At 65.4% G+C, this 26,384-nt stretch carries 23 protein-coding genes; 19 read left to right on the forward strand and 4 right to left on the reverse strand.

Going from position 1 to position 26,384, the window contains the following annotated elements; translation table 11 throughout:
• Window positions 1-11: 11 nt before the first annotated feature.
• The 4 genes from U5768_RS08475 to U5768_RS08490 all read left to right on the forward strand — a co-directional run bounded on the left by U5768_RS08475 (window position 12) and on the right by U5768_RS08490 (window position 3,364).
• The gene (locus tag U5768_RS08475) at window positions 12-977 is read left to right on the forward strand and encodes a D-glycerate dehydrogenase (RefSeq protein ID WP_322029918.1); all 966 of its coding nucleotides are present in this window, start codon (window positions 12-14) and stop codon (window positions 975-977) included.
• Complete coding sequence (locus U5768_RS08480) at window positions 974-2,056, forward strand: substrate-binding domain-containing protein (protein ID WP_322029919.1); 1,083 nt, start codon at window positions 974-976, stop codon at window positions 2,054-2,056. Before U5768_RS08475 ends, U5768_RS08480 begins: the two co-directional genes overlap by 4 nt.
• Before the next feature lie 99 nt (window positions 2,057-2,155).
• Window positions 2,156-2,965, forward strand: coding sequence for a YhfC family intramembrane metalloprotease (locus tag U5768_RS08485; RefSeq protein WP_322029920.1), 810 nt, complete (start codon window positions 2,156-2,158; stop codon window positions 2,963-2,965).
• Window positions 2,966-2,998: 33 nt separating this feature from the next.
• Entirely contained in the window at window positions 2,999-3,364 is a 366-nt protein-coding gene (locus tag U5768_RS08490; protein ID WP_322029921.1) for a DUF3022 domain-containing protein, read from the forward strand.
• Window positions 3,365-3,380: 16 nt separating this feature from the next.
• On the opposite strand, the gene U5768_RS08495 is transcribed toward U5768_RS08490, so the two are convergent.
• Entirely contained in the window at window positions 3,381-3,815 is a 435-nt protein-coding gene (locus tag U5768_RS08495; protein WP_322029922.1) for a PGDYG domain-containing protein, read from the reverse strand.
• 160 nt (window positions 3,816-3,975) lie between these two features.
• On the reverse strand, window positions 3,976-4,518 hold the full coding sequence (locus tag U5768_RS08500; RefSeq protein ID WP_322029923.1) for a Spy/CpxP family protein refolding chaperone: 543 nt from the start codon (window positions 4,516-4,518) through the stop codon (window positions 3,976-3,978).
• A 225-nt stretch (window positions 4,519-4,743) separates the two neighbouring features.
• Between U5768_RS08500 and U5768_RS08505 the strand changes: the two genes are divergently transcribed.
• On the forward strand, window positions 4,744-5,208 hold the full coding sequence (locus U5768_RS08505; RefSeq protein ID WP_322029924.1) for an Lrp/AsnC family transcriptional regulator: 465 nt from the start codon (window positions 4,744-4,746) through the stop codon (window positions 5,206-5,208).
• Window positions 5,209-5,392: 184 nt separating this feature from the next.
• Window positions 5,393-6,496: a saccharopine dehydrogenase family protein gene (locus U5768_RS08510; RefSeq protein WP_322029925.1), complete on the forward strand. Its 1,104-nt coding sequence runs from the start codon at window positions 5,393-5,395 to the stop codon at window positions 6,494-6,496.
• 26 nt (window positions 6,497-6,522) lie between these two features.
• Here the strand turns inward: U5768_RS08510 and U5768_RS08515 are convergent, their stop codons facing one another.
• On the reverse strand, window positions 6,523-7,116 hold the full coding sequence (locus U5768_RS08515) for an ATP-binding protein (RefSeq protein ID WP_322029926.1): 594 nt from the start codon (window positions 7,114-7,116) through the stop codon (window positions 6,523-6,525).
• Entirely contained in the window at window positions 7,113-7,292 is a 180-nt protein-coding gene (gene cydX / locus U5768_RS08520) for a cytochrome bd-I oxidase subunit CydX (RefSeq protein WP_322029927.1), read from the reverse strand. The genes U5768_RS08515 and cydX overlap by 4 nt, the downstream gene beginning before the upstream one ends.
• 164 nt (window positions 7,293-7,456) lie before the next feature.
• Between cydX and U5768_RS08525 the strand changes: the two genes are divergently transcribed.
• From U5768_RS08525 to U5768_RS08585, 13 genes are all read left to right on the forward strand, one after another.
• Window positions 7,457-7,927 carry a hypothetical protein gene (locus U5768_RS08525; protein WP_322029928.1) on the forward strand — a complete coding sequence of 157 codons (471 nt, stop codon included), beginning with the start codon at window positions 7,457-7,459 and terminating at the stop codon, window positions 7,925-7,927.
• Between the two features lie 212 nt (window positions 7,928-8,139).
• Window positions 8,140-9,117 (forward strand): magnesium/cobalt transporter CorA, encoded by a 978-nt coding sequence (gene corA / locus U5768_RS08530; protein ID WP_322029929.1) that lies wholly within the window; start codon window positions 8,140-8,142, stop codon window positions 9,115-9,117.
• Window positions 9,118-9,288: 171 nt separating this feature from the next.
• Window positions 9,289-10,251: a sugar ABC transporter substrate-binding protein gene (locus U5768_RS08535; RefSeq protein WP_322029930.1), complete on the forward strand. Its 963-nt coding sequence runs from the start codon at window positions 9,289-9,291 to the stop codon at window positions 10,249-10,251.
• A 278-nt stretch (window positions 10,252-10,529) separates the two neighbouring features.
• Window positions 10,530-12,251, forward strand: a complete 1,722-nt coding sequence (locus U5768_RS08540) for a sugar ABC transporter ATP-binding protein (protein WP_322029931.1) — start codon at window positions 10,530-10,532, stop codon at window positions 12,249-12,251.
• Window positions 12,248-13,348: an ABC transporter permease gene (locus U5768_RS08545; protein ID WP_322029932.1), complete on the forward strand. Its 1,101-nt coding sequence runs from the start codon at window positions 12,248-12,250 to the stop codon at window positions 13,346-13,348. Before U5768_RS08540 ends, U5768_RS08545 begins: the two co-directional genes overlap by 4 nt.
• Window positions 13,349-13,485: 137 nt before the next feature.
• Complete coding sequence (locus U5768_RS08550) at window positions 13,486-14,523, forward strand: LacI family DNA-binding transcriptional regulator (RefSeq protein WP_322029933.1); 1,038 nt, start codon at window positions 13,486-13,488, stop codon at window positions 14,521-14,523.
• A gap of 52 nt (window positions 14,524-14,575) precedes the next feature.
• On the forward strand, window positions 14,576-15,517 hold the full coding sequence (gene rbsK / locus U5768_RS08555; RefSeq protein WP_322029934.1) for a ribokinase: 942 nt from the start codon (window positions 14,576-14,578) through the stop codon (window positions 15,515-15,517).
• Between the two features lie 194 nt (window positions 15,518-15,711).
• A complete protein-coding gene (locus U5768_RS08560; RefSeq protein ID WP_322030071.1) occupies window positions 15,712-17,451 on the forward strand; it encodes a methyl-accepting chemotaxis protein in 1,740 nt (579 codons plus the stop codon).
• Window positions 17,452-17,855: 404 nt separating this feature from the next.
• Entirely contained in the window at window positions 17,856-18,617 is a 762-nt protein-coding gene (locus tag U5768_RS08565; RefSeq protein WP_322029935.1) for a hydratase, read from the forward strand.
• 715 nt (window positions 18,618-19,332) lie between these two features.
• Window positions 19,333-21,255: a PrkA family serine protein kinase gene (locus U5768_RS08570; RefSeq protein ID WP_069265701.1), complete on the forward strand. Its 1,923-nt coding sequence runs from the start codon at window positions 19,333-19,335 to the stop codon at window positions 21,253-21,255.
• Window positions 21,256-21,430: 175 nt separating this feature from the next.
• Window positions 21,431-22,699 carry a YeaH/YhbH family protein gene (locus U5768_RS08575; RefSeq protein WP_322029936.1) on the forward strand — a complete coding sequence of 423 codons (1,269 nt, stop codon included), beginning with the start codon at window positions 21,431-21,433 and terminating at the stop codon, window positions 22,697-22,699.
• Window positions 22,696-24,420, forward strand: a complete 1,725-nt coding sequence (locus U5768_RS08580; RefSeq protein WP_322029937.1) for a SpoVR family protein — start codon at window positions 22,696-22,698, stop codon at window positions 24,418-24,420. The genes U5768_RS08575 and U5768_RS08580 overlap by 4 nt, the downstream gene beginning before the upstream one ends.
• Before the next feature lie 196 nt (window positions 24,421-24,616).
• Window positions 24,617-26,293, forward strand: coding sequence for a SulP family inorganic anion transporter (locus U5768_RS08585; RefSeq protein WP_322029938.1), 1,677 nt, complete (start codon window positions 24,617-24,619; stop codon window positions 26,291-26,293).
• The last annotated feature ends 91 nt before the right edge of the window (window positions 26,294-26,384 follow it).

Genomic DNA, 26,384 nt, shown 5'->3' on the forward strand with positions numbered 1-26,384 from the left:
CAGGCGCACTTATGAAGCCAAAAATCGTTGTCTACAAAGCCTTGCCCGCCGATGTCGCCGACTACCTGCGCGAGCACGCCGAAGTCGTCGAGGTCGATGCCGACCAGCCCGGCGCGCTCGCCGCCGCGCTAAAAGACGCCGACGGCGCGATCGGCGCGAGCGTGAAGATCGAACCGGCGATGCTGGACGGTTCGCGCGTGAAGGCGCTCTCCACAATCTCCGTGGGCTACGACCAGTTCGACGTGCCCGACCTCACGAAACGCGGCATCGTGCTCGCCCATACGCCCGACGTGCTGACCGAATCCACGGCCGACACGGTGTTCTCGCTCATCCTCGCGAGCGCGCGCCGCGTGGTCGATCTGGCCGACTGGGTGAAAGCGGGGCACTGGAAGGGCAGCATCGGCCCAGCGCAATTCGGCGTGGACGTGCAGGGTAAAACGCTCGGCATCGTGGGACTCGGGCGCATTGGCGGTGCCGTTGCGCGCCGCGCGGCGCTCGGCTTCAACATGAATGTGCTCTACACGAATCGCAGTCCGAACGAAACCGCCGAACGCCACTACGGCGCGCGCCGCGTCGCACTCGACGAACTGCTCGCAAGCTCCGACTTCGTGTGCCTCCAGGTGCCGCTCACCGACGCCACGCGTCACCTGATCGGCGCCGAGCAACTGAAGAAGATGAAGAAGAGCGCGATTCTCATCAACGCCTCGCGCGGCGCAACGGTGGACGAGCCGGCGCTGATCGCGGCGCTCGAAGCGGGCACGATCCACGGCGCGGGCCTCGACGTGTTCGAGCGCGAGCCGATCGATCCGGCCTCGCCGCTGCTGCGCATGCCGAACGTGGTGGCGTTGCCGCACATCGGCTCGGCCACGCACGAAACGCGTCACGCGATGGCGCGCTGCGCGGCGGAAAACCTCGTCGCCGCGCTCGCGGGCACGCTCGACGCGAACGTCGTCAACCGCGAAGTCCTAACGCGATGACCGTGGCTGCGGACGGCGCGCAAGACAACGCGGAAAAGGGCGCCGCGGCCACGGCGCCGCACCGCGCGACCATCAGCGACGTGGCGCGCGAAGCCGGCACCGGCAAGACGAGCATTTCGCGTTATCTGAACGGCGAACTGGGCGTGCTGTCGCCGGATCTGCGCGCGCGCATCGAAGCGGCGATCGAGCGGCTCGACTATCGCCCCAACCAGATGGCGCGAGGGCTCAAGCGTGGGCGCAACCGTCTGCTCGGCCTGCTGCTCGCCGATCTCGCCAATCCCTATTCGGTGGAGATCCTTCAAGGCGTGGAGGAGGCGTGTCACGCGCTCGGTTATATGCCGCTCATTTGCCACGCGGCGAACGAAATCGACATGGAGCGGCGCTATCTGCAACTGCTCACCACGTATCGCGTGGAAGGCGTGATCGTCAACGCGCTCGGCGTGCGCGAAACGATGCTGAAGCCAGTGGGCAGCGGCGGCATTCCGGCGGTGCTGATCGACCGTACCGTCGACGGACTCGACGCGGACATGGTCGGCCTCGACAACGCGGCGGCCGTGCGCCTCGGCACGGAGCATCTGCTCGCGCGCGGCTACGACGACATCGTGTTCGTCGTGCAGCCGTTCGAGCACGTGAGTTCGCGGCGCGAGCGCGAAGCGGCGTTTCGCGAGTCGCTGCAGGCGACGAAGGGCGCGGCGCGCGGCCTCACGCACGTGCTCGATCTTCACGACGAAGCGGCCGTGCAGACTGCGCTTGCAGCGCTCGACGCCCACGTGGCCCAGGCGCTCGCGCGCGGTGCGCGGTGCGCGCTGTTCGCGGCCAACGCGCCGGTGGCGCTGCGCCTTGCCTTGCATCTGAAAGCGGCGCTTGGCGCGCAGTGGCAGCAGCGCGTCGCGCTCGTCGCGATCGACGATCCGGAGTGGGCCGAGCTGGCCGGCATCACGACGATCCGCCAGCCCACGCGCGAGATCGGCTATCGCGCGGTGGAGTTTTTGCACGAGCGCATAGAAGGGGCGGCGCCCAGGGCGCGCGCGGCGGCGTTCGAGGGCGAGCTGGTGGTGAGGGCTTCGACGCTGGGGTGAAGCGCAACTACGCGTCCCGGCCTGCGCGCAACCCCCAATATCTGCGATGATTCGGGCTGCGGCGCGCGTGCATGCGTGCCGACCGTCATAAGGAAGCCCATGTCCGTAGCCCCGATCACGCTCGTCTGCCTCTCGCTCGCGACGCTGTTCGTCGCCCTCTTGCCCGTATCGCTCTACCGACGGCTGCGCGTGCCGTTCGCGCTCGACTGGCGCGATACGATCGCGGGCGTCGCCATCTTCGCGTTTTTCGCGACCGTGATCGAGCGCGCCGTCAACGACTACATGCTGCACGGGAACGCCGCCGCCGCGCAGGTGCTTTCGAATCCCGCTTTCTTCGTGCTGTACGGCGCGCTCGCCGCGGGCGTATGCGAAGAGGTCGGGCGCTATATCGCCATGCGGATCATCGCGCGCCGCGGCCCGCGCAAGCCCGACACCCCCGCGGACAGCGCGGCGTTCGGCTACGGCATCGGCCATGCGGGCGCGGAAGCGTGGTTCGTCGGCGTGCTCGTGCAAGTGCAATGGATCGTGTTCGCGGTGCTCGCGAATCGCGGCGATCTCGACGAGCATCTCTCCAATCTCACGATGGATTCGGTCTTGCGCGTGCATCTGATTCTCGGTAGCCTCTCGCCGCTTTTCGCGGGCGTGTTCGCGCTCGAACGCACAGCCGCATTCGTGTTTCAGATCGGGCTGTCGGTGCTGATGTGGCGCGGCGTGCGCGCCGGGTGGAAGGGGATTTTGCCGCTCGCTATCCTCGCGCACGCGCTCATCGACGTGCCCGCCGCGATGTATCAGGCGAGTCTCCTGCCGCTCGTGGCCGTGGACGCGTTGTATACGGTGGCGGCCGTGGTGGTCGCCGTCGTGCTTTTCAGAACGTGCCGCCCGCAGCGGCGCGTTGCGCGCGCGGCGTGACTGCGCGCGTCTCACTTCTTTTTTGTGGCGTCAATGGAAGCCTATCTGTTTGAATGCGCGAGCCCCGATTTCGACGCGCTCGCCCGCGTGATCGCCGACATCTTTCCCGAGCAGACGCGCTTCGCCGAAGAGCCGGACGAGAGCGGCACGCCGCAACTGGTCGTGCACTGGGTGGCGATGCGCTTCGGCTCGAAGGCGCGCCGCATGGCGCTTACGGTCGCAATCGCGCCGGCTGCGCTCGCACGCTATCGCGCGTTGCCGCCGCGCATGCGCGCTCGCAGCTTCGCCGTGCTGCGCGCCTACGTGGAGGCGACGATCGAATCGCTCGAGGAACAGCACGCGAAGGGCGAAGAGGTGCCGCGCGAGGTGACGATCGCGCTGGACGAGGAATTTGCGTAAAGCGTTTGCGTGAAGCTCAGTCGAGGAGCGTGTAGACCTTGGCGAAGCGCGTGGCCTGCACGACGCCATAGTCGCCCGGCGCGTACTGCATGACCCAGTCGCCGGCCACGCCGCCCAGCCGGTCGCCGCCCGCCGAACGCACGAGCGTGAACGGTTCGTCCATGCGCTTCGCGAGCACCACGACCTGTCGATTGCGATACGCACCGGGCTCGCCGTGGGCGAGGGCGTCGCTGGCCGGAAGGTACTTCGCATCGAACCGGTCGCGCGACACGACCCAGCGATCGCCGGTCGAACCGGTGATGATCGCGTCGCCCGCCGCATAGCGGTTCGGGCCTTCGAGGCTCATCAGTTCACCGGCGAGCGCGGCAAACTCGACGCTCACGGTTTCGTCCTTGACGACGCGCTGTGCGGCAGGGTCGACACGCAGGTCGAGTTGGGTCAGTTCAATCATGGCGGCAGCAGCGGACCTGCTTTACAAAAAAATCGGGTTCCAAAGAAACGACGGCCGGGCGAAATTGCCCGACCGTCGCGTGGTCCGCAAGGGTACCCTGGATCGGGGCGCCGCGCACCCATGAGAGCGCGGCCCCAACGCGGGATGCCCTGACTGCCGCTTACTGCGCGGCGGGCGTGCTGGCCGCTTCGGCGTCGCTTGCCGCCGCGCCTGCGGACGGCTTCGCCTTACCCTTGTGCTTTCTCATCGGCTTGCCCGGCTGGCCGTGCTCGCTGCCGTGACGGAAGGTCTGGTCGGCGAGCTTCTTCTGTTCGGGCGAGAGGCTCGTGTAGAGCGGCTCGAATGCCGCGACGAGCTTTTGCATGTCTTCGGCGTGCGCCTGCGAGATTTGCGCGTACTGCTTCATGTCGTCGAGCGCGTTGCGGGTGCTTTCGCCTTCCACGCGCTGCTTGTAGAGGTCGGCCATGGTCTGGCCGTTGTCGCGCATGACGTCGGCGAACGCCTTCCACTGCGGCTCTTGCTCGGGCGTGATCTTGAGCTGCGTATGCAGCCACGTGATGCGCTCTTCGACACGCTGCTGATGCTGCGCGGCGCGCACGTCGGCGCTCGATGCGGCCGAGGCCGCGGTGGCCGGAGCGGCGCCTTGCGCGAATGCGCCGCTCATCGAGAGCGAGGCGGCAAGGATGACGAAAGCTTTCTTCATTGTGACTCCTTGAATCATTTCGTAGCGGGTAGCACGGCCAGAATGGCGGCAGCCGTTATTAGTACCACGTTCTCGCTTCGCGCCGCCCCGGCTGCGACACTTGCTTACAAACGAAACGCGTCGAAATACCTGTCGCGCATGGCGCACGCATCGTGGCGGCCGCCCGGCGCGCCGGCCGCGCGCGATAATGACGCCGTTCAGACTTCTCAAAGAGACCGCCGCCCGATGAGACCTCCGCGCCTCGATCAACTCGACGACCTCGACCGCAGCCTGGTCGCGCTGCTGCAGGAAAACGCACGCGAAAGCGTCGCGAATCTCGCCCGGCGCCTGGGCGTCGCGCGCACGACCGTGCTGGCGCGCATCGAGCGCCTGGAGCGCACGCAGGTCATCGCGGGCTACGGCGTGCGTCTCGGCCAGGATGTGCTCGACGCGAGCCTGCAGGCGTGGGTCGGGCTCATCATCGCGCCGCGTCATGGTCCCGACGTGCAAAAGCGTCTCGGCAAGATGCCCGAAGTGCAGTTGCTGTGCGCCGTGAGCGGCGAGTACGACTACGTGGCGTGGCTGCGCGCCGCTTCGCCCGACCGTCTCAACGACCTGCTCGACCAGATCGGCGGCATGCCGGGCGTCGAGCGCACGACCACTTCGATCGTGCTCGCGCGCAAGGTCGATCGCGGTTCCGTGACGGGCTGACGGGGGGGCATTCTCCGTCGAAACGGACCGTTTTCGTCATTCTGACGAAATGTGTCGTCACAATGACGAAAACAACGGTCGAATCGCATCGTTTTGCGTCTATGAACCGTTTTTGCGTCTCCCTAGACTGTGTTTGAGCGGGCGCTGCCCATCCCCAAGCATAGAAAACCAAAGGAGATGACCCATGAAAGTTGCGATTGCAGGCGCCGGCCTGATCGGCCACACCATTGCCCACATGCTGCGCGAGAGCGGCGACTACGAAGTGGCCGCCTTCGACCGCGACGCGAAGGCGCTCGAACCGCTCGCGGCGCAGGGCATTCCCACCATGCGTGTCGATTCCGGCGACGCTGCCGCGCTGCGCGGCGCGCTCGAAGGCTACGACGTGCTCATCAACGCGCTGCCGTATTACCTGGCGGTGAACGTCGCCTCGGCGGCGAAGGGCGCGGGCGTCCATTATTTCGATCTGACCGAGGACGTGCGCGCGACCCACGCGATCCGCGCGCTGGCCGAAGGCGCCGATCATGTTTTCATGCCGCAGTGCGGTCTCGCGCCGGGCTTCATCGGCATTGCCGCGCATGCGCTCGCGAGCCGCTTTACCGAGATCCGCGACGTCAAGATGCGCGTGGGCGCGCTGCCGCAATTCCCCACCAACGCGCTCAAGTACAACCTCACGTGGAGCGTGGACGGTCTCATCAACGAGTATTGCCAGCCGTGCGAAGCGATTCGCGAAGGCCGCACGCAGTGGGTGCAGCCGCTCGAAGGCCTGGAGCATTTTTCGCTCGACGGCGTGGAGTACGAGGCCTTCAATACCTCGGGCGGTCTGGGCACGCTTTGCGAGACGCTCTCCGGCAAGGTCGAGTCGCTCGACTACAAGTCGGTGCGTTACCCCGGCCATCGCACGCTCATGCAGTTTCTGCTCGAAGACCTGCGCCTTGCGAGCGATCGCGACACGCTCAAGTCCATCATGCGCCGCTCGGTGCCCGCCACGGAGCAGGATGTCGTGCTGATCTTCATGACCGTTACCGGCATGCGCGACGGCAAGCTCGTGCAGGAAGTGTTCACGCGCAAGATTTTCGCGAAGACGGTGTGCGGCGTGCCCATGAGCGCGATCCAGATCACCACGGCCGGCGCGATGTGCGCGGTGCTCGACCTGTTCCGCGAAAAGCGCCTGCCGCAAGCCGGGTTCGTGCGCCAGGAGCAGGTGTCGCTGGAGCAGTTCCTTGCCAACCGCTTTGGCCAGGTGTACGAAGGCGCGACGCTCGACAGCCGCGCGAAGGTGGCGGCCTGAAGTGGCGGCCTGAAGCGTCCTGAGTTTCAGGCCGATGAAGCTGCCGACACGATGCGCTGTAGCAGCGCGTCGTAGTCGGCGGTGGCGGGCGCGGTGTTGTCGAAGCGCAGAACGCCGTCGAGCTGCGCGCCCGACGGCATGAAGCGCCGCTGCCGGTATTCGTCCCAGTGAGCGAGCTTGTAGGCGTCGATGGGATGGGCGCGCGCGACGATGCGCGCGTGCGCCGTTTCCTCGCTCGTATGCACCCACACCACGGTGAGCCCGACCTCCTGGCCGACGCCAAGCCACGCGCGGTCGAACAGCTTGCGCTCGCGCACTTCGCGCGACAGCGGCCCGATCACGAGCGCGCTCACGCCAAGCTCGAGATTTTCGCGGGCGGTGTCGATGAGCCCACGGTATTCGGGGTCGCGCAAATGCTGGAGGAAGAGCGGGCTGTCGCGATCGTACGGATCGTGCGTGAGCGCGTCCATCGCGGCCGCGCTATAGCCGCCGTAGAGCGTGTCCTTGTCCAGCAGGCAGAACGGTTCGCCCGTCTTGCGGGCGAGCGGGGCGAACAGCCGTTTGGCGAGCGAAGTCTTGCCCGCACCGGCGTGGCCGCAGAAAAACACCAGTCTTGTCACGGGCGGCGCGTGTCGCCGCGGTGGATATCACCGTCAGCCGGGGGGGCGTTGTCCGGGCCGGCCTGTTCGGGGCCGTGGCCGTTCAGGAATTTGCCGTTGGCGTCGAGCCACATCACGTTGATGATGCCAAAGCCGAGCGCCACGCCGATGCCGAGGATCCACGAGAAGTACCACATGGCCGCTGCCTCCCCCTTGTGCCGGTTTGCGATGGCTGCGCGCGCTGCCGCGCATTCCCCGAAGCATATAACAACGATGATCGACCTGCCGCGCGCCGCGTATATGATGGGCGCGAACCAGAAGTCAGGTCGGGTACGGCAGAGACAAGAAGGGGAAAACGCCCATGCCGCTTGCAACGCTGCTTGCAACACTGTTCGCACCATCACGCAGGCCGATGGCGGGTATCGCCGCCGCGGTAGCGGTGGCCACCGCACTCGCGCTGGGCGGCTGCGCCGAGGACCACCCGCCGCCCATGCCATTCAGGCCCGTGCCGGCCGAGCGCATCCTGAAGCCCGGCTACACGGAGCCCGGCGAGGGTCTCGTGGCCGTGGACGTGCGCCGCGAGCGCGCCCGCAACGTCATCGTCAAGTTTCGCGACGCGCCCGTCTACGTCGACGGCGAGCGCGTCACCGACCTCATGGACGGCGAGCACGTCACGTTCTACCTCAAACCCGGCGTACATCGCATCGCCGTGAGCACGCAGTTCGATCCTGTAATCGAGCTGCGTTTCCTCGTGGACCCGCGCTACACCAACCGCGCGAGCGTCACATTCGACAAGAATGACCGCATCGGCATTCGCCGCGTCGCGCAGTAGGGCCGAGCCGCGCAGTAGGTCGTATACGCAGGCGCAGCAGGCACGGGCAGTGCGGTCAGGCGCGCGTTCGGTCCTCGCCGGCCCTGCCAGGCAGGCGCGAGCCGTTCGGAAATCCCGTCCAGGCGTCGCAGGGCGGCGGAACCCCTTAAACTTGGCATCCGTTGCAACTCGAAGCGGCGCGGGCGCGACCCGCCGCCCGGAAGAAAAGGAACATGCTAATCAACTGCGTCGCGTATCAAGGCGGCAAGAAACTGGCCGACGTCTCCGTCGAGGCGATCAGCGATTATCTGGCGAAGCCCGAGTGTTTCGTCTGGGTCGCGCTCAAGGACCCCGACGCCGGTGAAATGGCGGCGATGAAGGAGGAATTCGGCCTCCATGCGCTCGCCATCGAAGACGTCATGAATGGCAACCAGCGGCCGAAAATCGAGGAATACGGCGACACGCTCTTTTGCGTGCTGCACACGCTTGAACTCGACGACGACGGCGAAGTCATCACGGGTCAGGTGAACGTCTTCGCCGGCCCCAATTTCGTGCTTTCAGTGCGCCACCGCGCGCAGCAGGGCTTCAGCGACGTGCGCGCGCGCTGCGAGCGCGAGCCCGAATTGCTGCGCGAAGGCTCCGGCTTCGTGCTTTACGCGCTGATGGACAGCGTGGTCGACCGCTACGCGCCCGTGCTCGAAACGCTCTCCGGCGAAATCGAGGAGCTGGAGGACCGCATCTTCGACAAGCACGATCTCGCGGGCTCGCGGGCGATCATCGAGGATCTCTATTCGCTCAAGCGCCGCCTCGTGATCATCGCGCATCACGTCACGCCGCTCGTCGATCCCGTGGGCAAACTCGTGGGCGGCCGCATTCCGCAGATCTGCGTGGGCATGCAGGCCTATTACCGCGATGTCTACGATCACCTGCAGCGCGTGTCCACCATGATCGACGCGCGCCGCGAAATGATCGTCACGGCCATCCAGGTGAACCTCGGCATGATCTCGCTCGCCGAGAACGAGGTGACCAAGCGGCTCGGTTCGTTCGCCGCGCTTTTCGCCGTGCCGACGATGATCGCCGGTATCTACGGCATGAACTTCGAGCATATTCCCGAGCTGCATTTCAAGTTCGGCTACCAGATTTGCCTCGCCGCCATGCTCGTGCTCGACCTCTTCCTCTTTTTCCTCTTTCGTCGAATCAACTGGCTCTGAGGCGCGCGCCCGGTCGAGCGTCGGGTTGCTGCGCTGCCGCATCACACCCCGGATTTGTCAACAAAGTTGACACCATCAAGCGCCTGCGCCGAGAATGGCCCGGCAGAAAACGTTTGCGCATAAACAGAAAGCAGGGCCCAGCCGGGCCCGACAAACCGGAGACTTCCCGAAATGAACTCCCGCATTCGCCGCCGCATCCTTCTCGCCGCCAGCGCGCTCGCCACGACGGCCGTGACCGGCGCCTTGCCGCTCGCGGCTCGCGCACAGGCGCCTCACAAGCCGAAAGTCGCGCTCGTCATGAAGTCGCTCGCCAACGAGTTCTTCCTCACCATGGAGACCGGCGCGAAGGACTATCAGAAGCACAACGCCGACCAGTTCGATCTCATCACCAACGGCATCAAGAACGAGACCGACACCGCCGCGCAAATCCAGATCGTCGAGCAGATGATCGTCTCGAAGGTCGACGCCATCGTGCTCGCGCCCGCCGACTCCAAGGCGCTCGTTCCGGTCGTGAAGAAGGCCGTGGATGCGGGCATCATCGTCGTGAACATCGACAACAAGCTCGACGCCGACGTGCTCAAGTCCAAGGACCTGAACGTGCCGTTCGTCGGCCCGGACAACCGCAAGGGCGCCCGGCTCGTCGGCGACTATCTCGCCAAACGCCTGAAGTCGGGCGATCAGGTGGGCATTGTCGAGGGCGTGTCCACGACGACCAACGCCCAGCAGCGCACCGCGGGCTTCAAGGACGCGATGGACGCCGTGGGCGCGAAAATCGTCTCGACGCAGTCGGGCGAATGGGAGATCGACAAGGGCAACGCCGTGGCCGCCGCCATGCTCAACGAGTACCCCGACATCAAGGCGCTCCTGTGCGGCAACGACAACATGGCGATTGGCGCCGTCTCGGCCGTGCGTGCGGCGGGCAAGCAGGGCAAGGTGTACGTGGTCGGCTACGACAACATCGGCGCCATCAAGCCGATGCTCAAGGACGGCCGCGTGCTCGCCACCGCCGACCAGTACGCGGCGAAGCAGGCGGTATTCGGCATCGACACCGCCCTGAAGGCGCTCAAGGAGCACAAGAAGCAGTCGGAGCTGTCGGGCATCGTCGAAACGCCCGTGGTGCTCGTCACGAAGTAACGGCACGACGCTCGCGGCGGTATTGGTTCACTTAGGGCCTGTTCACGCTAATCACAGGCCCTAATTCAATAAACGCTCAAGAATTCCGCCGCGCCGCCGTTATTTGTACCGGGATGGCCGCATGGGCGGCCATCTTTTGCCGGGCGGCGAATCGCGGCCCGGCGCGCCGTCCGACGCCGCCCTGCCGGAGCGCGCCGCGGCGGCGCGGACCCGCGGTATCCGGGCCACGCTCCTCGCCGGTCGAACCCGGCGGCGCGGCTCGCGACTACAGGATCGTGATGGATGCAAATGTCCCCGACGTAGCGTCACCTGCGCCCGCCGTGCTTACGGTGACGGGCGTCGGGAAGACCTACGAGCAGCCGGTGCTCGCCGACGTCAGCCTCGCGCTGCACGCCGGCGAAGTGCTTGCGCTCACGGGGGAAAACGGCGCGGGCAAGAGCACGCTCTCGAAGATCGTGAGCGGCCTCGCCGCGCCGAGCGCGGGCAGCATGACGCTGATGGGCCGCCCCTACGCTCCGGCGAGCCGCCGCGAAGCCGAGGCGCTCGGCGTGCGCATGGTCATGCAGGAGCTGAACCTGCTGCCCACGCTCACGGTGGCGGAGAATCTCTTTCTGAACCGCCTGCCGCAGTCGGGGCCGCTGCGGTTCGGCTGGATCGATCGCAAGCGCCTGCGCGCGAACGCGCGCGCCGCGATGGCGCAGGTCGGGCTCGATGCGATCGATCCCGACACGCCCGTGGGGGAGCTTGGCATCGGGCATCAGCAACTCGTGGAGATCGCGCGCAACCTGATCGGCAGCGCCGACGGCGACGCGCGTGCCGACGCAACAGGCCGCAGCGACATGCGCGTGCTGATCCTCGACGAGCCCACGGCCATGCTCACGGCGCGCGAGGTCGAACTGCTGTTCGAGCAGATCGCGCGGCTGAAGGCGCGCGGCGTGGCGCTCGTGTACATCTCGCACCGGCTCGAGGAACTCGAGCGCGTGGCGCAGCGCGTCGCGGTGCTGCGCGACGGCAAGCTGGTGCGCGTGGACGCCATGGCGAACCTCACGCCCGAGCGCATCGTCGCGCTGATGGTGGGGCGCGAGCTTGGCGAGCGCATCGATCTGGGGCAGCGGCGCATCGGCGCGCCGCTTTTGAAGGTGGAAGGGCTCACGCGTGCGAAGGCCGTGCGCGACGTGTCGTTCGACGTGCGAGCAGGCGAGATTTTTGGCGTGTCGGGGCTGATCGGCGCGGGTAGAACGGAACTGATGCGGCTCATCTACGGCGCCGACCGCATGGAGCGCGGCACCGTGGCGCTCGCGCCCACGCCGGGCGCGGCGCCGCAGCCGGTGCAGATCGCTTCGCCCGCCGACGCGGTACGGCTTGGCATCGCGCTCATCACCGAGGACCGCAAGGGCGAAGGGCTGCTGTTGCCCCAGCCGCTCGCCGCGAACGTGACGCTCGGCAACGTGGGCGCGGTGTCGCGCTACGGCCTCGTGGACGCCGCGCGCGAGAACACGCTGGCGCGCACGCAGATCGACGCGCTGCGCATCCGCACGTCGGGGCCCGCGCAAACGGTGGGCGACCTTTCGGGCGGCAACCAGCAGAAGGTCGTGATCGGCCGCTGGCTCGCGCGCGACATCACGCAGCCGATGCGCGTCGTGCTGTTCGACGAGCCCACGCGCGGCATCGACGTGGGCGCGAAATTCGACATCTATGCGCTGATGGGCGCGCTCGCGCGCGAAGGCCGGGCGCTCGTGGTGGTGTCGAGCGACCTGCGCGAGCTGATGTTGATCTGCGACCGCATCGGCGTGATGTCGGCGGGAAAGATGACGGCCGTTTATGGTCGCGACGAATGGAGTCAGGACAAGCTGCTGGCCGCCGCGTTCGCGGGACTGCGCGCCGAGGATGCGCTCGTCGCCGACGCCGCCGATCTGCCCGGGATGGACGACGCGCCGGGACACGTCGCGACGCGAACGGCGCAGGAACGAAACGACGACCCACGAGGGAACGCTTCATGACGAACGACCCGTTGCGCGGGCAACCGTCGCCTCAAGGCGACGAAACCGGTGGGCGAACCAGTTCGGCCAAAATCGCGCAGGCCGCCGTGCGGGATTCGGCGCCCGGTTCGGCGCCGCCCGCCGGGCAGGCGAGCGCAAAGCCCGCGGGAACGCGCTTTGGCTTTTCGAACTACCTGGGCCTCGCGCTCGCGCTGATCGCGATGATCGTGCTGTTCTCGCTGCTGAGTTCGCACTTCCTCACGTACGATACCTTCAGCACGATCGCCAACCAGATTCCTGATCTCGTCGTGATGGCCGTGGGCATGACCTTCGTGCTGATCATCGCGGGCATCGATCTTTCGGTGGGCTCGGTGCTCGCGCTCGGCGCGTCGGTGGTGAGCGTGGCGTCGCTCAAGTGGGGCTGGGGCGCGTTGCCCGCGGCGCTGCTCGGTCTCGTCGCCGCGGCCGCCACGGGCACGCTCACGGGCGCGGTGACGGTGGGCTGGCGCATCCCGTCGTTCATCGTTTCGCTCGGCGTGCTCGAAGCGGCGCGCGGGCTGGCGTACCAGATGACGAATTCGCGCACCGCGTATATCGGCGACGCGTTCGACTTCCTCTCGAACCCGATCGCCTTCGGCATTTCGCCGGCGTTCCTGATCGCGGTGGCGGTAATGGTGATCGCGCAGCTCACGCTCACGCGCACGGTATTCGGACGCTATCTGATTGGTATCGGTACCAACGAGGAGGCGGTGCGGTTGGCGGGGGTCGATCCGCGGCCGTACAAGGTGATCGTATTCGCGCTGATGGGCGCGCTTTCGGGGCTCGCGGCGCTCTTTCAGATCTCGCGCCTCGAAGCCGCCGATCCGAATGCAGGCGTGGGGCTGGAACTGCAGGTGATCGCGGCCGTGGTGATCGGCGGCACGAGTCTGATGGGTGGCCGCGGCTCGGTCATCAGCACGTTCTTCGGTGTGCTGATCATTTCGGTGCTGGCAGCGGGACTCGCGCAGATCGGCGCGAACGAGCCGACCAAGCGCATCATCACCGGCGCGGTGATCGTCGTGGCGGTCGTGCTCGATACGTATCGCAGCAGGCGAAGCAGTCGAAACAGCAGGACATAACAACTTTTCGAGGGCGCGGTCCGCAATGCAGCGCGGGCCGGCGGAAATGACCGGGGAAGCGACGCCAGACCAGCCTGCAACGGGCGCGCGCAAAGCCGGCAGCAACAGGGCAGCAAAAAAGCAGGAGCAACATACATATGGCGACGATCAAGGATGTGGCCGCCGTGGCGGGGGTGTCTTTCACCACGGTGTCGCATGTGGTGAACAATTCGCGTCCGGTGTCGGCGGACGTGAGGGCCAAGGTCGAGCGCGCGATCCGCGACCTGAACTACGTGCCGTCGGCGGTGGCGCGCTCGCTCAAGGCGCGCGCGACGGCAACCGTGGGCCTGCTCGTGCCGAACGGCACGAACCCGTATTTCGCGGAGCTTGCGCGCGGCGTCGAGGACGCCTGCGCGCGCAAGGGCTACTGCGTGTTCTTCTGCAACTCGGACGACGATCCGGCCAAGCAGCGCAGCTATCTGCGCGTGCTGCAGGAAAAGCGCATCGACGGCCTCATCGTCGCTTCGGCCGGCGACGACGCGGTGCTGGCCTCGACGCTCGCCGACGCGCGCGAGCCGATCGTCGTCATCGACCGCAACATCGAGGGGCTCGACGCCGATCTGGTACAGATCGACCACGAGCGCGGCGCGTGGCTGGCCACGCGGCATTTGCTCGAACTCGGGCACTCGCGTATTGGCTGCATTACCGGCCCCGTCACGACCGCGGTGAGCGCGATGCGCATGCACGGCTTCCTGCGCGCCATGTCCGAGCGGGGCGTCGAGATCGCGCCGGGTGCGATCGTCGAAAGCGATTTTTCCGGCGCGGGCGGCTACCGCGCGGCGGCGCAACTGTTCGACAGCGTGCGGCCCACCGCGATCTTCGCCGGCAACGACATGATGGGCATCGGCGCGTTGCGCGCGGCCGCCGAGCGCGGGTTGCGCGTGCCGGGCGACTGTTCGATCATCGGCTTCGACGATATCGAGCTTGGCAACTTCACGTGGCCCGCGCTCTCGACCGTGGGCCAGCCGGCGCGCGCGCTCGGCGACATGGCCGCGCTCACGCTGATCGAGCGCATTGCGAGCGCGCGCGAGGAAGGCGCCACGTCGCGGCGCCGCGTGATGCCGCCCACGCTCTTCGCCCGCGAATCGACCGGGCCGTGGGTGGGCGCGGAAGAATACGCGCCGCTTGCGGCCTGAGGCAAGGGGCAGGAAGGCCGCATCCCGCGCGCAAGCCACCCGAGGAGGCATCGTGACGAGTGACGCAGCAAGGACGACCGGCGCACGCGCTCGCGTGGCCGTGGTCGGCAGCCTGAATATGGATCTTGTCGCGCGTGCGCCGCGCCTGCCGGCGCCCGGCGAGACGCTTGCGGGGAGTGCGTTCGCCCAGGTGGCCGGGGGCAAGGGCGGCAACCAGGCGGTGGCCGCGGCGCGCCTGGGCGCGCAGGTGGCGATGGTCGGCCGCGTGGGCGCCGACAGCAACGGCGAAGTACTGCGCGCGGGATTAATGGCGGAAGGCATCGACTGCGCCGCGCTCGAAACGTCGCCGGGCGCGCCGACCGGCGTGGCGCTCATCATCGTCGATGATGCGAGCCAGAACGCCATCGTCATCGTGGCCGGCAGCAACGGCGAAGTCACGCCGCAGACGATCGCGCGCCACGAGGCCGCGCTCGCGCAGGCCGACGTCGTGGTCTGCCAGCTCGAAACGCCGCCGGACGCCGTGCTGGCCGCGCTCTCCACCGCGCGGCGGCTCGGCAAGATCACCATCCTCAATCCGGCGCCCGCCACCGGGCCGCTGCCCGCGCCGTGGCTTCCCTTCATCGACTACCTTGTGCCGAACGAACTGGAGGCCGCGACGCTGTCCGGCTTGCCTGCGAGCACGCCCGAAGAGGCGGCGCGCGCGGCGCTGGCGCTGCGCGAGGCGGCCGCGCGCAACGTGCTGGTCACGCTCGGTGCGCAGGGCGTATGTGCGCTGCTCGACGGTGCCGCGCCCGTTCATCTTGGCGCGCCGCGCGTGAACGCCGTGGACACGACCGCCGCCGGCGACACCTTCATCGGCGCGCTGGCCGCGCGCCTGGCCGCGGGTGCGGCTGCGCTCGAAGCCATCGCTTTCGCGCTGCGCGCGGCGTCGGTTTCCGTGACGCGCGCGGGCGCGCAACCTTCCATCCCGACGCGCGCCGAACTCGCAGATTGAGCCGGCCTGGAAGCCGTTGCTGCGACATCCGGCAACCCGCCCGCCCATGCGTTCCGCGCATGAGTGTATTTCTCTAATACTTCATACCATATACACATTTCAAGACCGTGAAAGTCCGTGCCGTAAACGCCTGTTAGAGCGGCAACTCTATGTCGGGCATCGGGCCCGACGACACTACAAGCGTTGGGGGAGACATGGGCAAGGGCATCAGTATCAAGGCGCGCATTGGTATCACAATGGGCTTTCTGGCGATGTTGATCGTTGCGATCAGCGCAGTCGGATTGCTGGGTCTCACCCGTTCGAACGACGCGTATCGAGAGACCTTCACCGACCAGATGCCCAGTTCGCACGCGGTCAATCTCGCTGAAATCTACGCGGCGCGCGAGCGTCTCGCGCTCGACCGGGCCGCCTTCGAACAGGGCACGGCGGACGCCGCCGCGACCGTCGATCGCGCGCATATGCTGCGCGGCGTATCGGACGACTTCTGGAAGAAGTACATGGCGTTGCCGCGCGGCAGCGAGGAGGCGCGCCTCGCTCAAGACGTCTCGGCGCGGCGCGACGCCCTGCATCAGATCGCGGACCAGTTCATGACGACAATCCAGTCGGGCGACCAGGCGAAGGTCGTGGCGGGCGCCAAGGCGCTCAAGGAGGCTTACGACGGCCTGTCGAAGGCCGACGCCGTGCTCGACAAGTTCCAGATGGCGCAAGCGCAGCAGGGTTTCGACGATGCGCAGGCCGCGTTCTCGCAACTGCGCATCGCGTGCATCGCCGCGCTGCTGATCGGTATTGGGGCAGCGGCGTATTCGTTCTTCTCGCTGCGCCGCGCCATTGCGGAGCCGCTCGGCGAGGCGCTCGGCGCTTTTCATGCGATCGCCGCGGGCGATCTGCGCCGGCCCGTGGTCGTGCGGCGTAACGACGAAATGGGAGAACTGCTCGGCGGCGTCGCGCAGATGCAGCGCAGCCTCACCGAAACGGTGCGCTCGGTGCGCTCCGGCACCGAATCGATCGCCACGGCCACGCGCGAGATCGCGGCCGGCAACCTCGACCTTTCGTCGCGCACTGAAGAGCAGGCTTCGGCGCTCCAGGAGACCGCGTCGAGCATGGAACAGCTCACCGGCACCGTGAAACAGAACGCCGACAACGCCCGCCAGGCCAGCGCGCTCGCCGCCAACGCCTCGGAAATCGCCAGCAAGGGCAGTTCGGTCGTCAATCAGGTGGTCGGTACGATGGGCGACATCAACGACAGTTCCGCCAGGATCGCCGACATCATCACGATCATCGAGGGCATTGCGTTCCAAACCAATATCCTCGCGCTCAACGCGGCCGTCGAAGCGGCGCGCGCGGGCGAAGAGGGGCGCGGCTTCGCCGTGGTGGCGGGCGAGGTGCGCAGCCTCGCGCAACGCTCGTCGGCGGCGGCCAAGGAAATCAAGGGGCTTATCGATACTTCGGTCGAGCGCGTGCAGGCCGGGTCGGCGCTCGTCGACGAGGCGGGGCGCACGATGACCGAAATCATCGCCGCCGTGCAGCGCGTGACCGACATCATGGGCGAGATCGCAGCCGCTTCCCAGGAGCAGTCGGGCGGCATCGACCAGGTGGCGCGCGCGGTCACGCAAATGGACGAGGTGACCCAGCAGAACGCGGCGCTCGTCGAGGAGGCGGCGGCCGCGGCGCAGTCCCTGGAGGATCAGGCGGGACGCCTGCGCGAGGCCGTCGCGGTGTTCAGCCTCGACGACGCGGCGGCCGCGCCAGCGCAGGTGCAGCCGGTGCGGGCGGCTTCCGTGCCGCGTTCGGTCGCGCGCCCGGCTCCTGCGGCCAAGCGCGCGCCGCGTAGCGCATCGGCCCAACCGGCCGCGCGGTCGGCGGCAGCATCGAGCGCACCGTTGGGCGCGGTGGCAGCGGGCGCGGGTTCGAACGGCGACTGGGAAACCTTCTGAACTTCCAAAGCCGGCCATATCAATCGCGGGTGACCTTTCCGCTATCGAGAGCCAGCCGCTGCCTTGCAGCGGCTTTTTTACGCCGGCTTTTTACGCCCTTCGACCCCGATGTGTGGCCCGCCCATGCGCCGCGCGGCCGCCGTTACGGTACATTGTCAGCCGTGTCATCCGCGCGGCCCGGTCGCCGCGCTACACTTCGGCGCCCGGCGGCGCTCGCGAGTGGCATGGCGTTGCGCCGGACGCTTCGGCGGCGCGCCCATACGCCACGCGCGGACCGCACGGGGTGGCGCCGCAGGCAGGCAGGGAGGGCACACGCTGCCCGCCAGAACAGCCAGTACAGCCAGAACGAATTGCGCCGGCATCGAGCGCCGGCGCCGCACGACAGCACAAACAAGGAAACAGACATGACGCATGACGATCTCGCGCAACGCCTCGTGAATGCGCGCCGGCATCATCATCTGATCGAAACCCTGGAGCCCGAGAGCGTGCCGCCGGACGCGGCCACGGCCTACGCGATCCAGCAGGCGGTGCTCGCGGGGCTCGAGACGACCACGGGCGGCTGGAAGGTGGGCGCGCGCGCGCCGGGCGGCCCCGCCTCCGGTGCGCCGATTCCCGCGCCGCTCGTGCATGCCTCGCCGGCGCGCTTCGAGCGCCGCCACTTCTTTCGCGTGCTGGTGGAGCTGGAGATCGCGTTTCGTTTTTCGGAGCCGATCGTCCCGCGCGCCGAAGCGTATGCGCGCGACGAAGTGCTTGCGCACGTCGGCCAGGTACTGCCGGCCATCGAGATCGTCGATAGCCGTTTCGCGCAGTGGCCCAACATCGCGCCGCTCGCCCAACTCGCCGATGCGCAGAACAATGGCGCGCTCGTGACCGGCCATGCGCTACCGTACGCCGCGCTTGCCCGCGTGCTCGATTTCGTCGCCCCCGAACTGGAACTGACGTTCGACGGCGCCTCGCTCGTGCCGGAAGCCCCCGGCAACCCCGCCGGCGACCCGCGCGAACTGCTCGTCTGGTTCGTCAATCATTGCGCGGCGATGGGCATCACGATCGAACCCGAATGGACCATCACGACCGGCACCTATGTCGGCGCGCACCGTATCGATACACCGGGCCTCCTGCACGGTCACATCGACGGGTTGGGGGAGGTCGAAGTCGAATTCGTCTAGTTCGACACGATGCGCGCGCTGTAACAATCGCACGTGTCGCACAGGGTCTACCGAAGGGCCGCCGCGCGCATCGCACGGCGGCTTTATTTTTTTGTGCGCATGGCAGGGCGTATCGGTGTAAACCTGGCAACCTGTCACGCGTGTCATTTTCATCGCGCGCGTGCGCGTCGTCCCAACGCAGCGGGAAAACCACTACTGGCAGAAGGGCCTGACGATGGGCCTGACGATGGGGCCTGTTGATGCCGGATCGCATACGCACAGGAATGCGCGGCAAGTCACCGACAGTGGCGAAATCGACGCGTAAAACAGGAAAAAATCGCAGTGACGCGTGCTCACAACAAATGCGTGGCGGTGACGCAATGCGAGCGCCATGTGGGCTCGCAAACACATCGTAACAAGTGAATGTGCACCGGCCCCGCGCTGATGCGTTTGAGAAAGAAGCGCTGGATTGCGGCGATGGCGCGGCCCGGAAGTTTGGGCACACGATATGAGAGGGAGCGCGACCCGGTCTGAAATTTGCACCACGAGGGAAGATCATTGTAAGTCGTTGTCCGGTGCGCTCCAAGCGCTCAATAATGCTTAGCTTTTGAGCCCACATCCGGCGCGATTTAACGATGCGAAAAATTTCAAAAGGGTTTAGGATGAATTTGAGCGATGTCGTTTCCGAATAGCGCGCCGCGCACGACATCGGTCCAGATCTTGGCGAGGAGGTAGCATGGATATCTACAGCAGCTTCGCGACCCGCTTCGAAAAAACGCGAGAGGAAGAGTTCTCGCTTGAGGAGTATCTCGCGCTCTGCAAAGAAGATCCCAATGCGTATGCCACCGCTGGCGAACGCATGCTGACGGCAATCGGCGAACCCGAACAGATCGACACCCGCAACGATCCGCGCCTGTCGCGCATCTTTGCGAATAAGGTCATCAAGGTGTATCCCGCATTCCGCGAGTTCTATGGCATGGAAGACGTGATCGAGCAGGTCGTCGCGTACTTCCGCCATGCGGCGCAAGGACTCGAAGAAAAGAAGCAGATTCTCTATCTGCTCGGTCCGGTGGGCGGCGGCAAGTCCTCCATCGCCGAGCGTCTGAAGCAGCTCATGGAGCGCGTGCCGTTCTATTCGATCAAGGGCTCGCCCGTGAACGAATCTCCGCTCGGGCTTTTCGACTACGACGAAGACGGTCCGATCCTCGAAGAGCAATACGGCATTCCGCGCCGTTACCTGCGCAGCATTCTGAGCCCGTGGGCCGTGAAACGCCTGCACGAATACAACGGCGACATCCGCAAGTTCCGCGTGGTGCGCCGCTTCCCCTCCATCCTGCGCCAGATCGGCATTGCGAAGACCGAACCGGGCGACGAGAACAATCAGGACATCTCATCGCTCGTCGGCAAGGTGGACATTCGCAAGCTCGAGCAATATGCGCAGGACGACGCAGACGCGTACAGCTACTCCGGCGGCCTGTGTCTCGCGAATCAGGGCTTGCTCGAATTCGTCGAAATGTTCAAGGCGCCGATCAAGGTGCTGCACCCGCTGCTCACGGCGACCCAGGAAGGCAACTTCAAGGGCACCGAAGGATTCGGGGCGATACCGTTCAACGGCATCATCCTCGCGCACTCGAACGAATCGGAGTGGAAGGCGTTCCGCAACAATCGCAACAACGAGGCACTGCTCGACCGTATCTTCGTGGTGAAGGTGCCCTATTGCCTGCGCTACTCGGAAGAGATGAAGATCTACGAGAAGCTGTTGCGCAATTCGTCGCTGGCCGAAGCCGTATGCGCGCCGGGCACGCTCAAGATGATGGCGCAGATGTCGGTGCTCACGCGCTTGCAGGAGCCTGAAAACTCCAGTCTTTTCTCGAAGATGCAGGTGTACGACGGCGAAAACCTCAAGGATACCGATCCAAAAGCGAAGTCGTATCAGGAGTACCGCGACTTTGCGGGCGTCGACGAAGGGATGAACGGAGTCTCCACGCGTTTCGCGTTCAAGATTCTGTCGCGCGTGTTCAATTTCGATTCGACCGAAGTGGCCGCGAATCCGGTGCACCTCATGTACGTGCTCGAACAGCAGATCGAGCGCGAGCAATTCCCGCCGGAGACCGAGCAGAAGTACCTGTCGTTCGTGAAGGACGTGCTGGCTTCGCGTTACGCGGAATTTATCGGCAAGGAGATTCAGACTGCTTACCTCGAGTCGTATTCCGAGTACGGGCAGAACATCTTCGACCGCTATGTCACGTACGCCGACTTCTGGATTCAGGACCAGGAGTTCCGCGATCACGACACGGGCGAGAGCTTCGACCGCGCGGCGTTGAACGCGGAACTGGAGAAGATCGAAAAGCCCGCTGGCATCAGCAATCCTAAGGACTTCCGCAACGAGATCGTGAATTTCGTGCTGCGCGCGCGTGCGGCCAATGCCGGCAAGAACCCGGCGTGGATCAGCTACGAGAAGCTGCGCGTGGTGATCGAAAAGAAAATGTTTTCGAACACGGAAGAACTTTTGCCGGTCATCTCGTTCAATGCGAAAGGATCGGCGGAAGAGCAGCGCAAGCACGAAGACTTCGTCAACCGCATGGTGGCGAAGGGCTATACGCCGAAGCAGGTCCGGTTGCTCTGCGACTGGTATCTGCGGGTGCGCAAGTCGTCGTGAACGAAGAGGCTTTACTGTCCGGGCGCGCCGTCGCAGTGTTGCGGCGGCGCAAGCGGACCCCCGGCGGGGCGCAGGCGGCGTGGCCATGAGCGGGTGAACGCGGCACGCACGATGGCAGACGCGGCAATGAACACTGCGCACCTCGCCCATTTGCAACTGGAGCGGGAGACTGGATGTGCTTCATCAAATCATCGACCGCAGGCTGGCCGGAAAGAACAAAAGCATTGCCAATCGCGAGCGCTTTTTGCGCCGTGTGAAAAACTATATTCGTCACGCCGTTTCGGAAGCGGTGCGTGACCGCAGCATCAAGGACATACAAAGCAACCAGAGCATCACCATTCCGCGCAAGGACATTGCGGAGCCGTCGTTCCGGCACGGCCCGGGCGGCAAGCGCGAAATGGTTCACCCCGGCAACGAGGACTACATTCGCGGCGACCGCATTCCGCGTCCGCAGGGCGGCGGAGGCGGTGGCGGCAGCCAGGCGAGCAACGAGGGCGAAGGTCAGGATGACTTCGTATTCGAACTCTCGCGCGAAGAATTCATGCAGTACTTCTTCGACGACCTCGAACTGCCGCGCCTCGTCAAAACCCACCTCATGGCCGTGCCCACGTGGAAAAGCATCCGCGCGGGCTGGGCCGCCGAAGGCACGCCGAACAACATCGACGTCGTACGTTCGCTGCGCAGCGCGCTGGGCCGTCGCATCGCGCTCGGCGCACCGCTCGTCAACGAGCTGCACGAACTCGAAGAGCAACTCGAAGGGCTCAAGGCCGACCCGGCCGACCGGCGCCAGGAGATCGCGTTGCTCGAAGAGCAGATTCATCATCTGCGCGGGCGCATCTGGCGCATTCCGTTCATCGACCCGTTCGACCTGCGTTACGTGAACCGTGTGAAGCAGCCGCAGCCGTCGAGCCAGGCGGTGATGTTCTGCCTCATGGATGTCTCGGGTTCAATGGACGAGCAGCGCAAGGATTTGTCCAAGCGCTTCTTCATCCTCCTGTACCTGTTCCTCAAGCGCAATTACGAAAAGATCGAAGTGGTGTTCATTCGCCACCACACGCGCGCCGAGGAAGTGGACGAGGACACCTTCTTTCATTCCACCGAAAGCGGCGGCACCGTCGTGTCGAGCGCGCTGGAGCTAATGAAAAAAGTGATCGAGGACCGTTATTCGCCGAGCGACTGGAATATCTACGGCGCACAGGCTTCGGACGGCGACAACTGGACTGACGATTCGCCCAAGTGCCGCAAGATTCTCGCGGATGACATCCTGACTCAGGTGCGCTATTTTGCGTATATTCAAGTCACGCCGGAGGAGCAGAACCTCTGGCTTGAATACGCGCAACTCGCACTCACGGAGCCGCATCTGGCGATGAAAAAAGTCGACACCGCGGCGGATATCTATCCGGTGTTCCGGGAGCTTTTTGAAAAGCAGGTGGAGCACTCATGACGACACGCCACCTGCACAACGAGGCGCGCGGCTATCAGCCGGAGCGCCAGAAGACGAGCGGCCACGAAAAAGGGCATCATGGCGAACACGATGAGGAGCGCAAGCCCGGTCATCGCGACGACGCCGCAGCGCCCGAGCCCGCCGCGGGGGCTGCTCGCCACAAGGAGCATGGGCTCGCCCAGCAAAGGGAAGTGCAAATGAACGTAGCCGACAAACGGCCGTTGCCGTGCCCCTCCGACTGGACCTTCGAACTCATCGAGGAGTACGACACACATATCTCGCATGTTGCAGCGCAATACGAACTGGACGTGTACCCGATCCAGCTCGAATTGATCAGCGCCGAGCAGATGATGGACGCCTACGCGTCCGTCGGCATGCCGGTGAACTATCGCCACTGGTCGTTCGGCAAGCATTTTCTCTCCACCGAAAAGAGCTATCGCCGCGGCCAGATGGGCCTCGCATACGAGATCGTCATCAACTCCAACCCCTGCATCGCGTATCTCATGGAAGAGAACACCATGACGATGCAGGCGCTCGTGATCGCGCACGCCGCGTACGGGCACAACTCGTTTTTCAAGGGAAACTATCTGTTCCGGTTGTGGACGGATGCGCACGCCATCGTCGACTACCTCGTGTATGCGAAGAATTACATCGCCGAATGCGAGGAGCGGTTCGGTCTGGACCGCGTGGAAGAATTGCTCGACTCGTGCCACGCGCTCATGAACTACGGCGTGGACCGCTATAAACGGCCCCAAAAGCTTTCGCTCGAACGCGAAGCGGCGCTGCGCAGGGAACGCGAGGCTTATCTGCAGTCCCAGGTAAATGAACTGTGGCGCACGCTGCCCAAGCAGCAAATGCCGGTTGCCGAGGAAATCGACGAGCGCTTTCCGCCGGAGCCGCAGGAAAACCTGCTGTACTTCGCCGAAAAGAACTCGCCGCTGCTCGAACCGTGGGAGCGCGAAGTCATTCGCATCGTGCGCAAGATCGGGCAATATTTTTATCCGCAGCGGCAAACCCAGGTCATGAACGAAGGCTGGGCCACGTTCTGGCATTACACGCTGCTCAACACGCTGTATGCGCAGGGCAAGCTCGAAGACGGCTTCATGATGGAGTTCCTGCATTCGCACAGCAACGTGATCTATCAGCCGCCGGTGACGAAGCCGTATTACAGCGGCATCAATCCGTATGCGCTCGGGTTTTCGATGATGAGCGACATTCGCCGCATCTGCGAGAACCCCACGGAAGAGGATCGCAAGTGGTTCCCCGAACTGGCCGGCAGTCCGTGGCTCAAGGCGCTGCACTACGCCATGCGCAACTTCAAGGACGAGAGCTTCGTGGCGCAGTATTTGTCGCCGCATCTGATCCGCGAGATGCGGCTTTTCTCGGTGCTCGACGACGACATGCGCGACGCGCTCGAAGTTTCGGCCATCCACGACGAAAGCGGCTATCAATACGTGCGCCAGGCGCTCTCGCGTCAGTACGACATGCATCACCGCGAGCCGAATATCCAGGTGTGGTCCGTGAACACGCGCGGCGATCGCAGCCTCACGCTGCGTCACTTCATGAGCGACAACCGCCATCTTTCGGGCGATACCGACGAAGTGCTGCGCCACATGGCGCGCCTCTGGCAATTCGACGTGTTCCTCGAAAGCGTGGATGAAAACGGCACGGTCCGAAAACGCTACGAATGCCGTTATATGCCGCCGCCGATTCGGGTATAGCCATCTCGCTGCGTCATGGGACTGGGCGTATCGATCATGAGGCCAGCCTGCGGGCTGGCCTCTTTCTTTGATGCGCGCGCAACGACGTTGCAATCGGGCGCGTACCGGAACGTCCGCGCGCGCTAACATACTGCGCCAGTGAACCCGCTGCATAAAAAACACCGCACGTAGAGGCGGATTTCGAAAGGAAGGCGTAATGGCGTTTGAACTCTTTCGCGGCGTGCGGCCGCTTTCTCGCATCTCTGCGCTGCGCGACGCGATCGCCGGCGTGCAGCTTGCATCGATGAACGTGCCGCAATTGCTGGGTTACGCGCGCATCGCGGGCATGCCTGCCGTAACCGGTCTTTATACGGGCTTTCTGCCGCTCATTGCGTTCGCGCTTTTTGGCGCATCGCGTCACCTCGTGGTTGCCGCCGATTCCGCCACCGCCACCATTTTCGCGAGCCGGCTCACGACCATGGCGGCGCCGTCGAGCGCCGAATATGTTGCGCTCGCGGGCATGACCGCCTTGCTCACGGCCGTGATGTTGTTGATCGCACGCGTGTTTCGCCTCGGCTTTCTCGCGGACTTTCTGTCACGCACCGTGCTCGCGGGTTTTCTCACGGGCGTCGGCATCCAGGTGGGCGTGGCGATGCTTGGCGACATGCTCGGCATTGCGGTCAGCTCGCGCCGCACAGTCCTGCAGATCAAGCAGATCGTCACGCAGTTGGGCGCGATTCACTGGACGACGCTCGCCATTGCCGTGGTGGTCGTGGCGGCGATTCTGGTCTTCAAGAAGTTCCGGCCGCGCTGGCCCGTGCCGCTCATCGCCGTGGCGGGCAGCATCGCGGCGAGCGCCGCGCTTGACTTCGCGGGCCACGGCATTTCGGTGATCGGGCCCGTGGAGGGCGGCTTGCCGCGCGTGAGTTTTCCCGCCGTGGGCTGGTTCCAGATGATCGATCTGCTGCAGGTGGCGGCGTCGTGCTTTGTCATCATCGTTGCGCAAAGCGCCGCCACGAGCCGCGCATTTGCCGAGCGCTACGGCGAGCGCACCGACGAGGACGCCAATCTGCTCGGCCTCGCGGCGGCCAACGCGGCGGCTTCGCTGAGCGGCGCATTCGTCGTGAACGGCAGCCTCACGCAGACCGCCATGGCCGATCAGGCCGGCGCGCGCAGCCAGTTCGCGCAACTCGTGTTTGCCGGCGTCGTGCTCGTGGTGCTGCTGTTTTTCAGCCGCCTGCTGCAATATCTGCCGCATTGCGTGCTGGCCGCGATTGTCTTCACGATCGCCGTGGGACTCGTGAACATTCGCCAGTTGATCGATATTCGCCGCGAGAGTCCCGGCGAATTCCGGCTTGCGGTGACGACGGCGCTCGCCGTTGTCGTGATCGGCGTGGAGAACGGCATCCTCATCGCCATCGGGCTCTCGTTGTTGCGCCATGTGCGCCATAGCTACCGGCCGCACACCATGGTGCTCGTGCCGAACGAGGAGGGGCACTGGCTGCCGGAACCCGCGCAAGCGGGCCAGCTCACGGCGCCTGGGCTCATCGTGTACCGCTTCGGCGCGGACCTGTTCTACGCGAACGACCATATGTTCGTCGACGAGCTGCGCATGCTGGTCGACCGGTCGCCGTCGCCCGTGCACTGCGTAGTCGTGGATGCGGGGGCGATTACCGACCTCGATTATTCAGCCGGGCGCGCTGTGATCGAACTTTGTTCGGAACTCGCGGAGCGCGGCATCAAGGTGATTTTCGGACGCGTGAACCGCTACCTGCTTTCGGACATGGATCGGCATGGCATCACGGCCGTCGTGGGGCGTGCGAACATCTTCGGGACCCTGCACGAAGCACTCGCGGCGGTGCGTCCCGACCTGGAATCGCGCTCCGATGCTTGACGTTCGTGTAGCCATGCTACAAACGAAAAGCCTCTGTAGTTTAAAAAACAGGTGAAGCAGCTACATAAAAATGTCGAGACAAACCCTGATT

The sequence above is a fragment of the Paraburkholderia sp. J76 genome, from assembly GCF_905220295.1.
Classification (GTDB): Bacteria; Pseudomonadota; Gammaproteobacteria; order Burkholderiales; family Burkholderiaceae; genus Paraburkholderia.

Coding starts and splice junctions, on each gene's coding strand:
- U5768_RS08505 (WP_322029924.1), top strand. CDS start 4,744: ATGAGACCTCCGCGCCTCGATCAACTCGACGACCTCGACCGCAGCCTG.
- U5768_RS08550 (WP_322029933.1), top strand. CDS start 13,486: ATGGCGACGATCAAGGATGTGGCCGCCGTGGCGGGGGTGTCTTTCACC.
- U5768_RS08500 (WP_322029923.1), bottom strand. CDS start 4,518: ATGAAGAAAGCTTTCGTCATCCTTGCCGCCTCGCTCTCGATGAGCGGC.
- U5768_RS08580 (WP_322029937.1), top strand. CDS start 22,696: ATGACGACACGCCACCTGCACAACGAGGCGCGCGGCTATCAGCCGGAG.
- U5768_RS08560 (WP_322030071.1), top strand. CDS start 15,712: ATGGGCAAGGGCATCAGTATCAAGGCGCGCATTGGTATCACAATGGGC.
- U5768_RS08535 (WP_322029930.1), top strand. CDS start 9,289: ATGAACTCCCGCATTCGCCGCCGCATCCTTCTCGCCGCCAGCGCGCTC.
- U5768_RS08510 (WP_322029925.1), top strand. CDS start 5,393: ATGAAAGTTGCGATTGCAGGCGCCGGCCTGATCGGCCACACCATTGCC.
- U5768_RS08525 (WP_322029928.1), top strand. CDS start 7,457: ATGCCGCTTGCAACGCTGCTTGCAACACTGTTCGCACCATCACGCAGG.
- U5768_RS08585 (WP_322029938.1), top strand. CDS start 24,617: ATGGCGTTTGAACTCTTTCGCGGCGTGCGGCCGCTTTCTCGCATCTCT.
- cydX (WP_322029927.1), bottom strand. CDS start 7,292: ATGTGGTACTTCTCGTGGATCCTCGGCATCGGCGTGGCGCTCGGCTTT.
- U5768_RS08495 (WP_322029922.1), bottom strand. CDS start 3,815: ATGATTGAACTGACCCAACTCGACCTGCGTGTCGACCCTGCCGCACAG.
- U5768_RS08480 (WP_322029919.1), top strand. CDS start 974: ATGACCGTGGCTGCGGACGGCGCGCAAGACAACGCGGAAAAGGGCGCC.
- U5768_RS08490 (WP_322029921.1), top strand. CDS start 2,999: ATGGAAGCCTATCTGTTTGAATGCGCGAGCCCCGATTTCGACGCGCTC.
- U5768_RS08570 (WP_069265701.1), top strand. CDS start 19,333: ATGGATATCTACAGCAGCTTCGCGACCCGCTTCGAAAAAACGCGAGAG.
- corA (WP_322029929.1), top strand. CDS start 8,140: ATGCTAATCAACTGCGTCGCGTATCAAGGCGGCAAGAAACTGGCCGAC.
- U5768_RS08545 (WP_322029932.1), top strand. CDS start 12,248: ATGACGAACGACCCGTTGCGCGGGCAACCGTCGCCTCAAGGCGACGAA.
- U5768_RS08485 (WP_322029920.1), top strand. CDS start 2,156: ATGTCCGTAGCCCCGATCACGCTCGTCTGCCTCTCGCTCGCGACGCTG.
- U5768_RS08565 (WP_322029935.1), top strand. CDS start 17,856: ATGACGCATGACGATCTCGCGCAACGCCTCGTGAATGCGCGCCGGCAT.
- U5768_RS08540 (WP_322029931.1), top strand. CDS start 10,530: ATGGATGCAAATGTCCCCGACGTAGCGTCACCTGCGCCCGCCGTGCTT.
- U5768_RS08475 (WP_322029918.1), top strand. CDS start 12: ATGAAGCCAAAAATCGTTGTCTACAAAGCCTTGCCCGCCGATGTCGCC.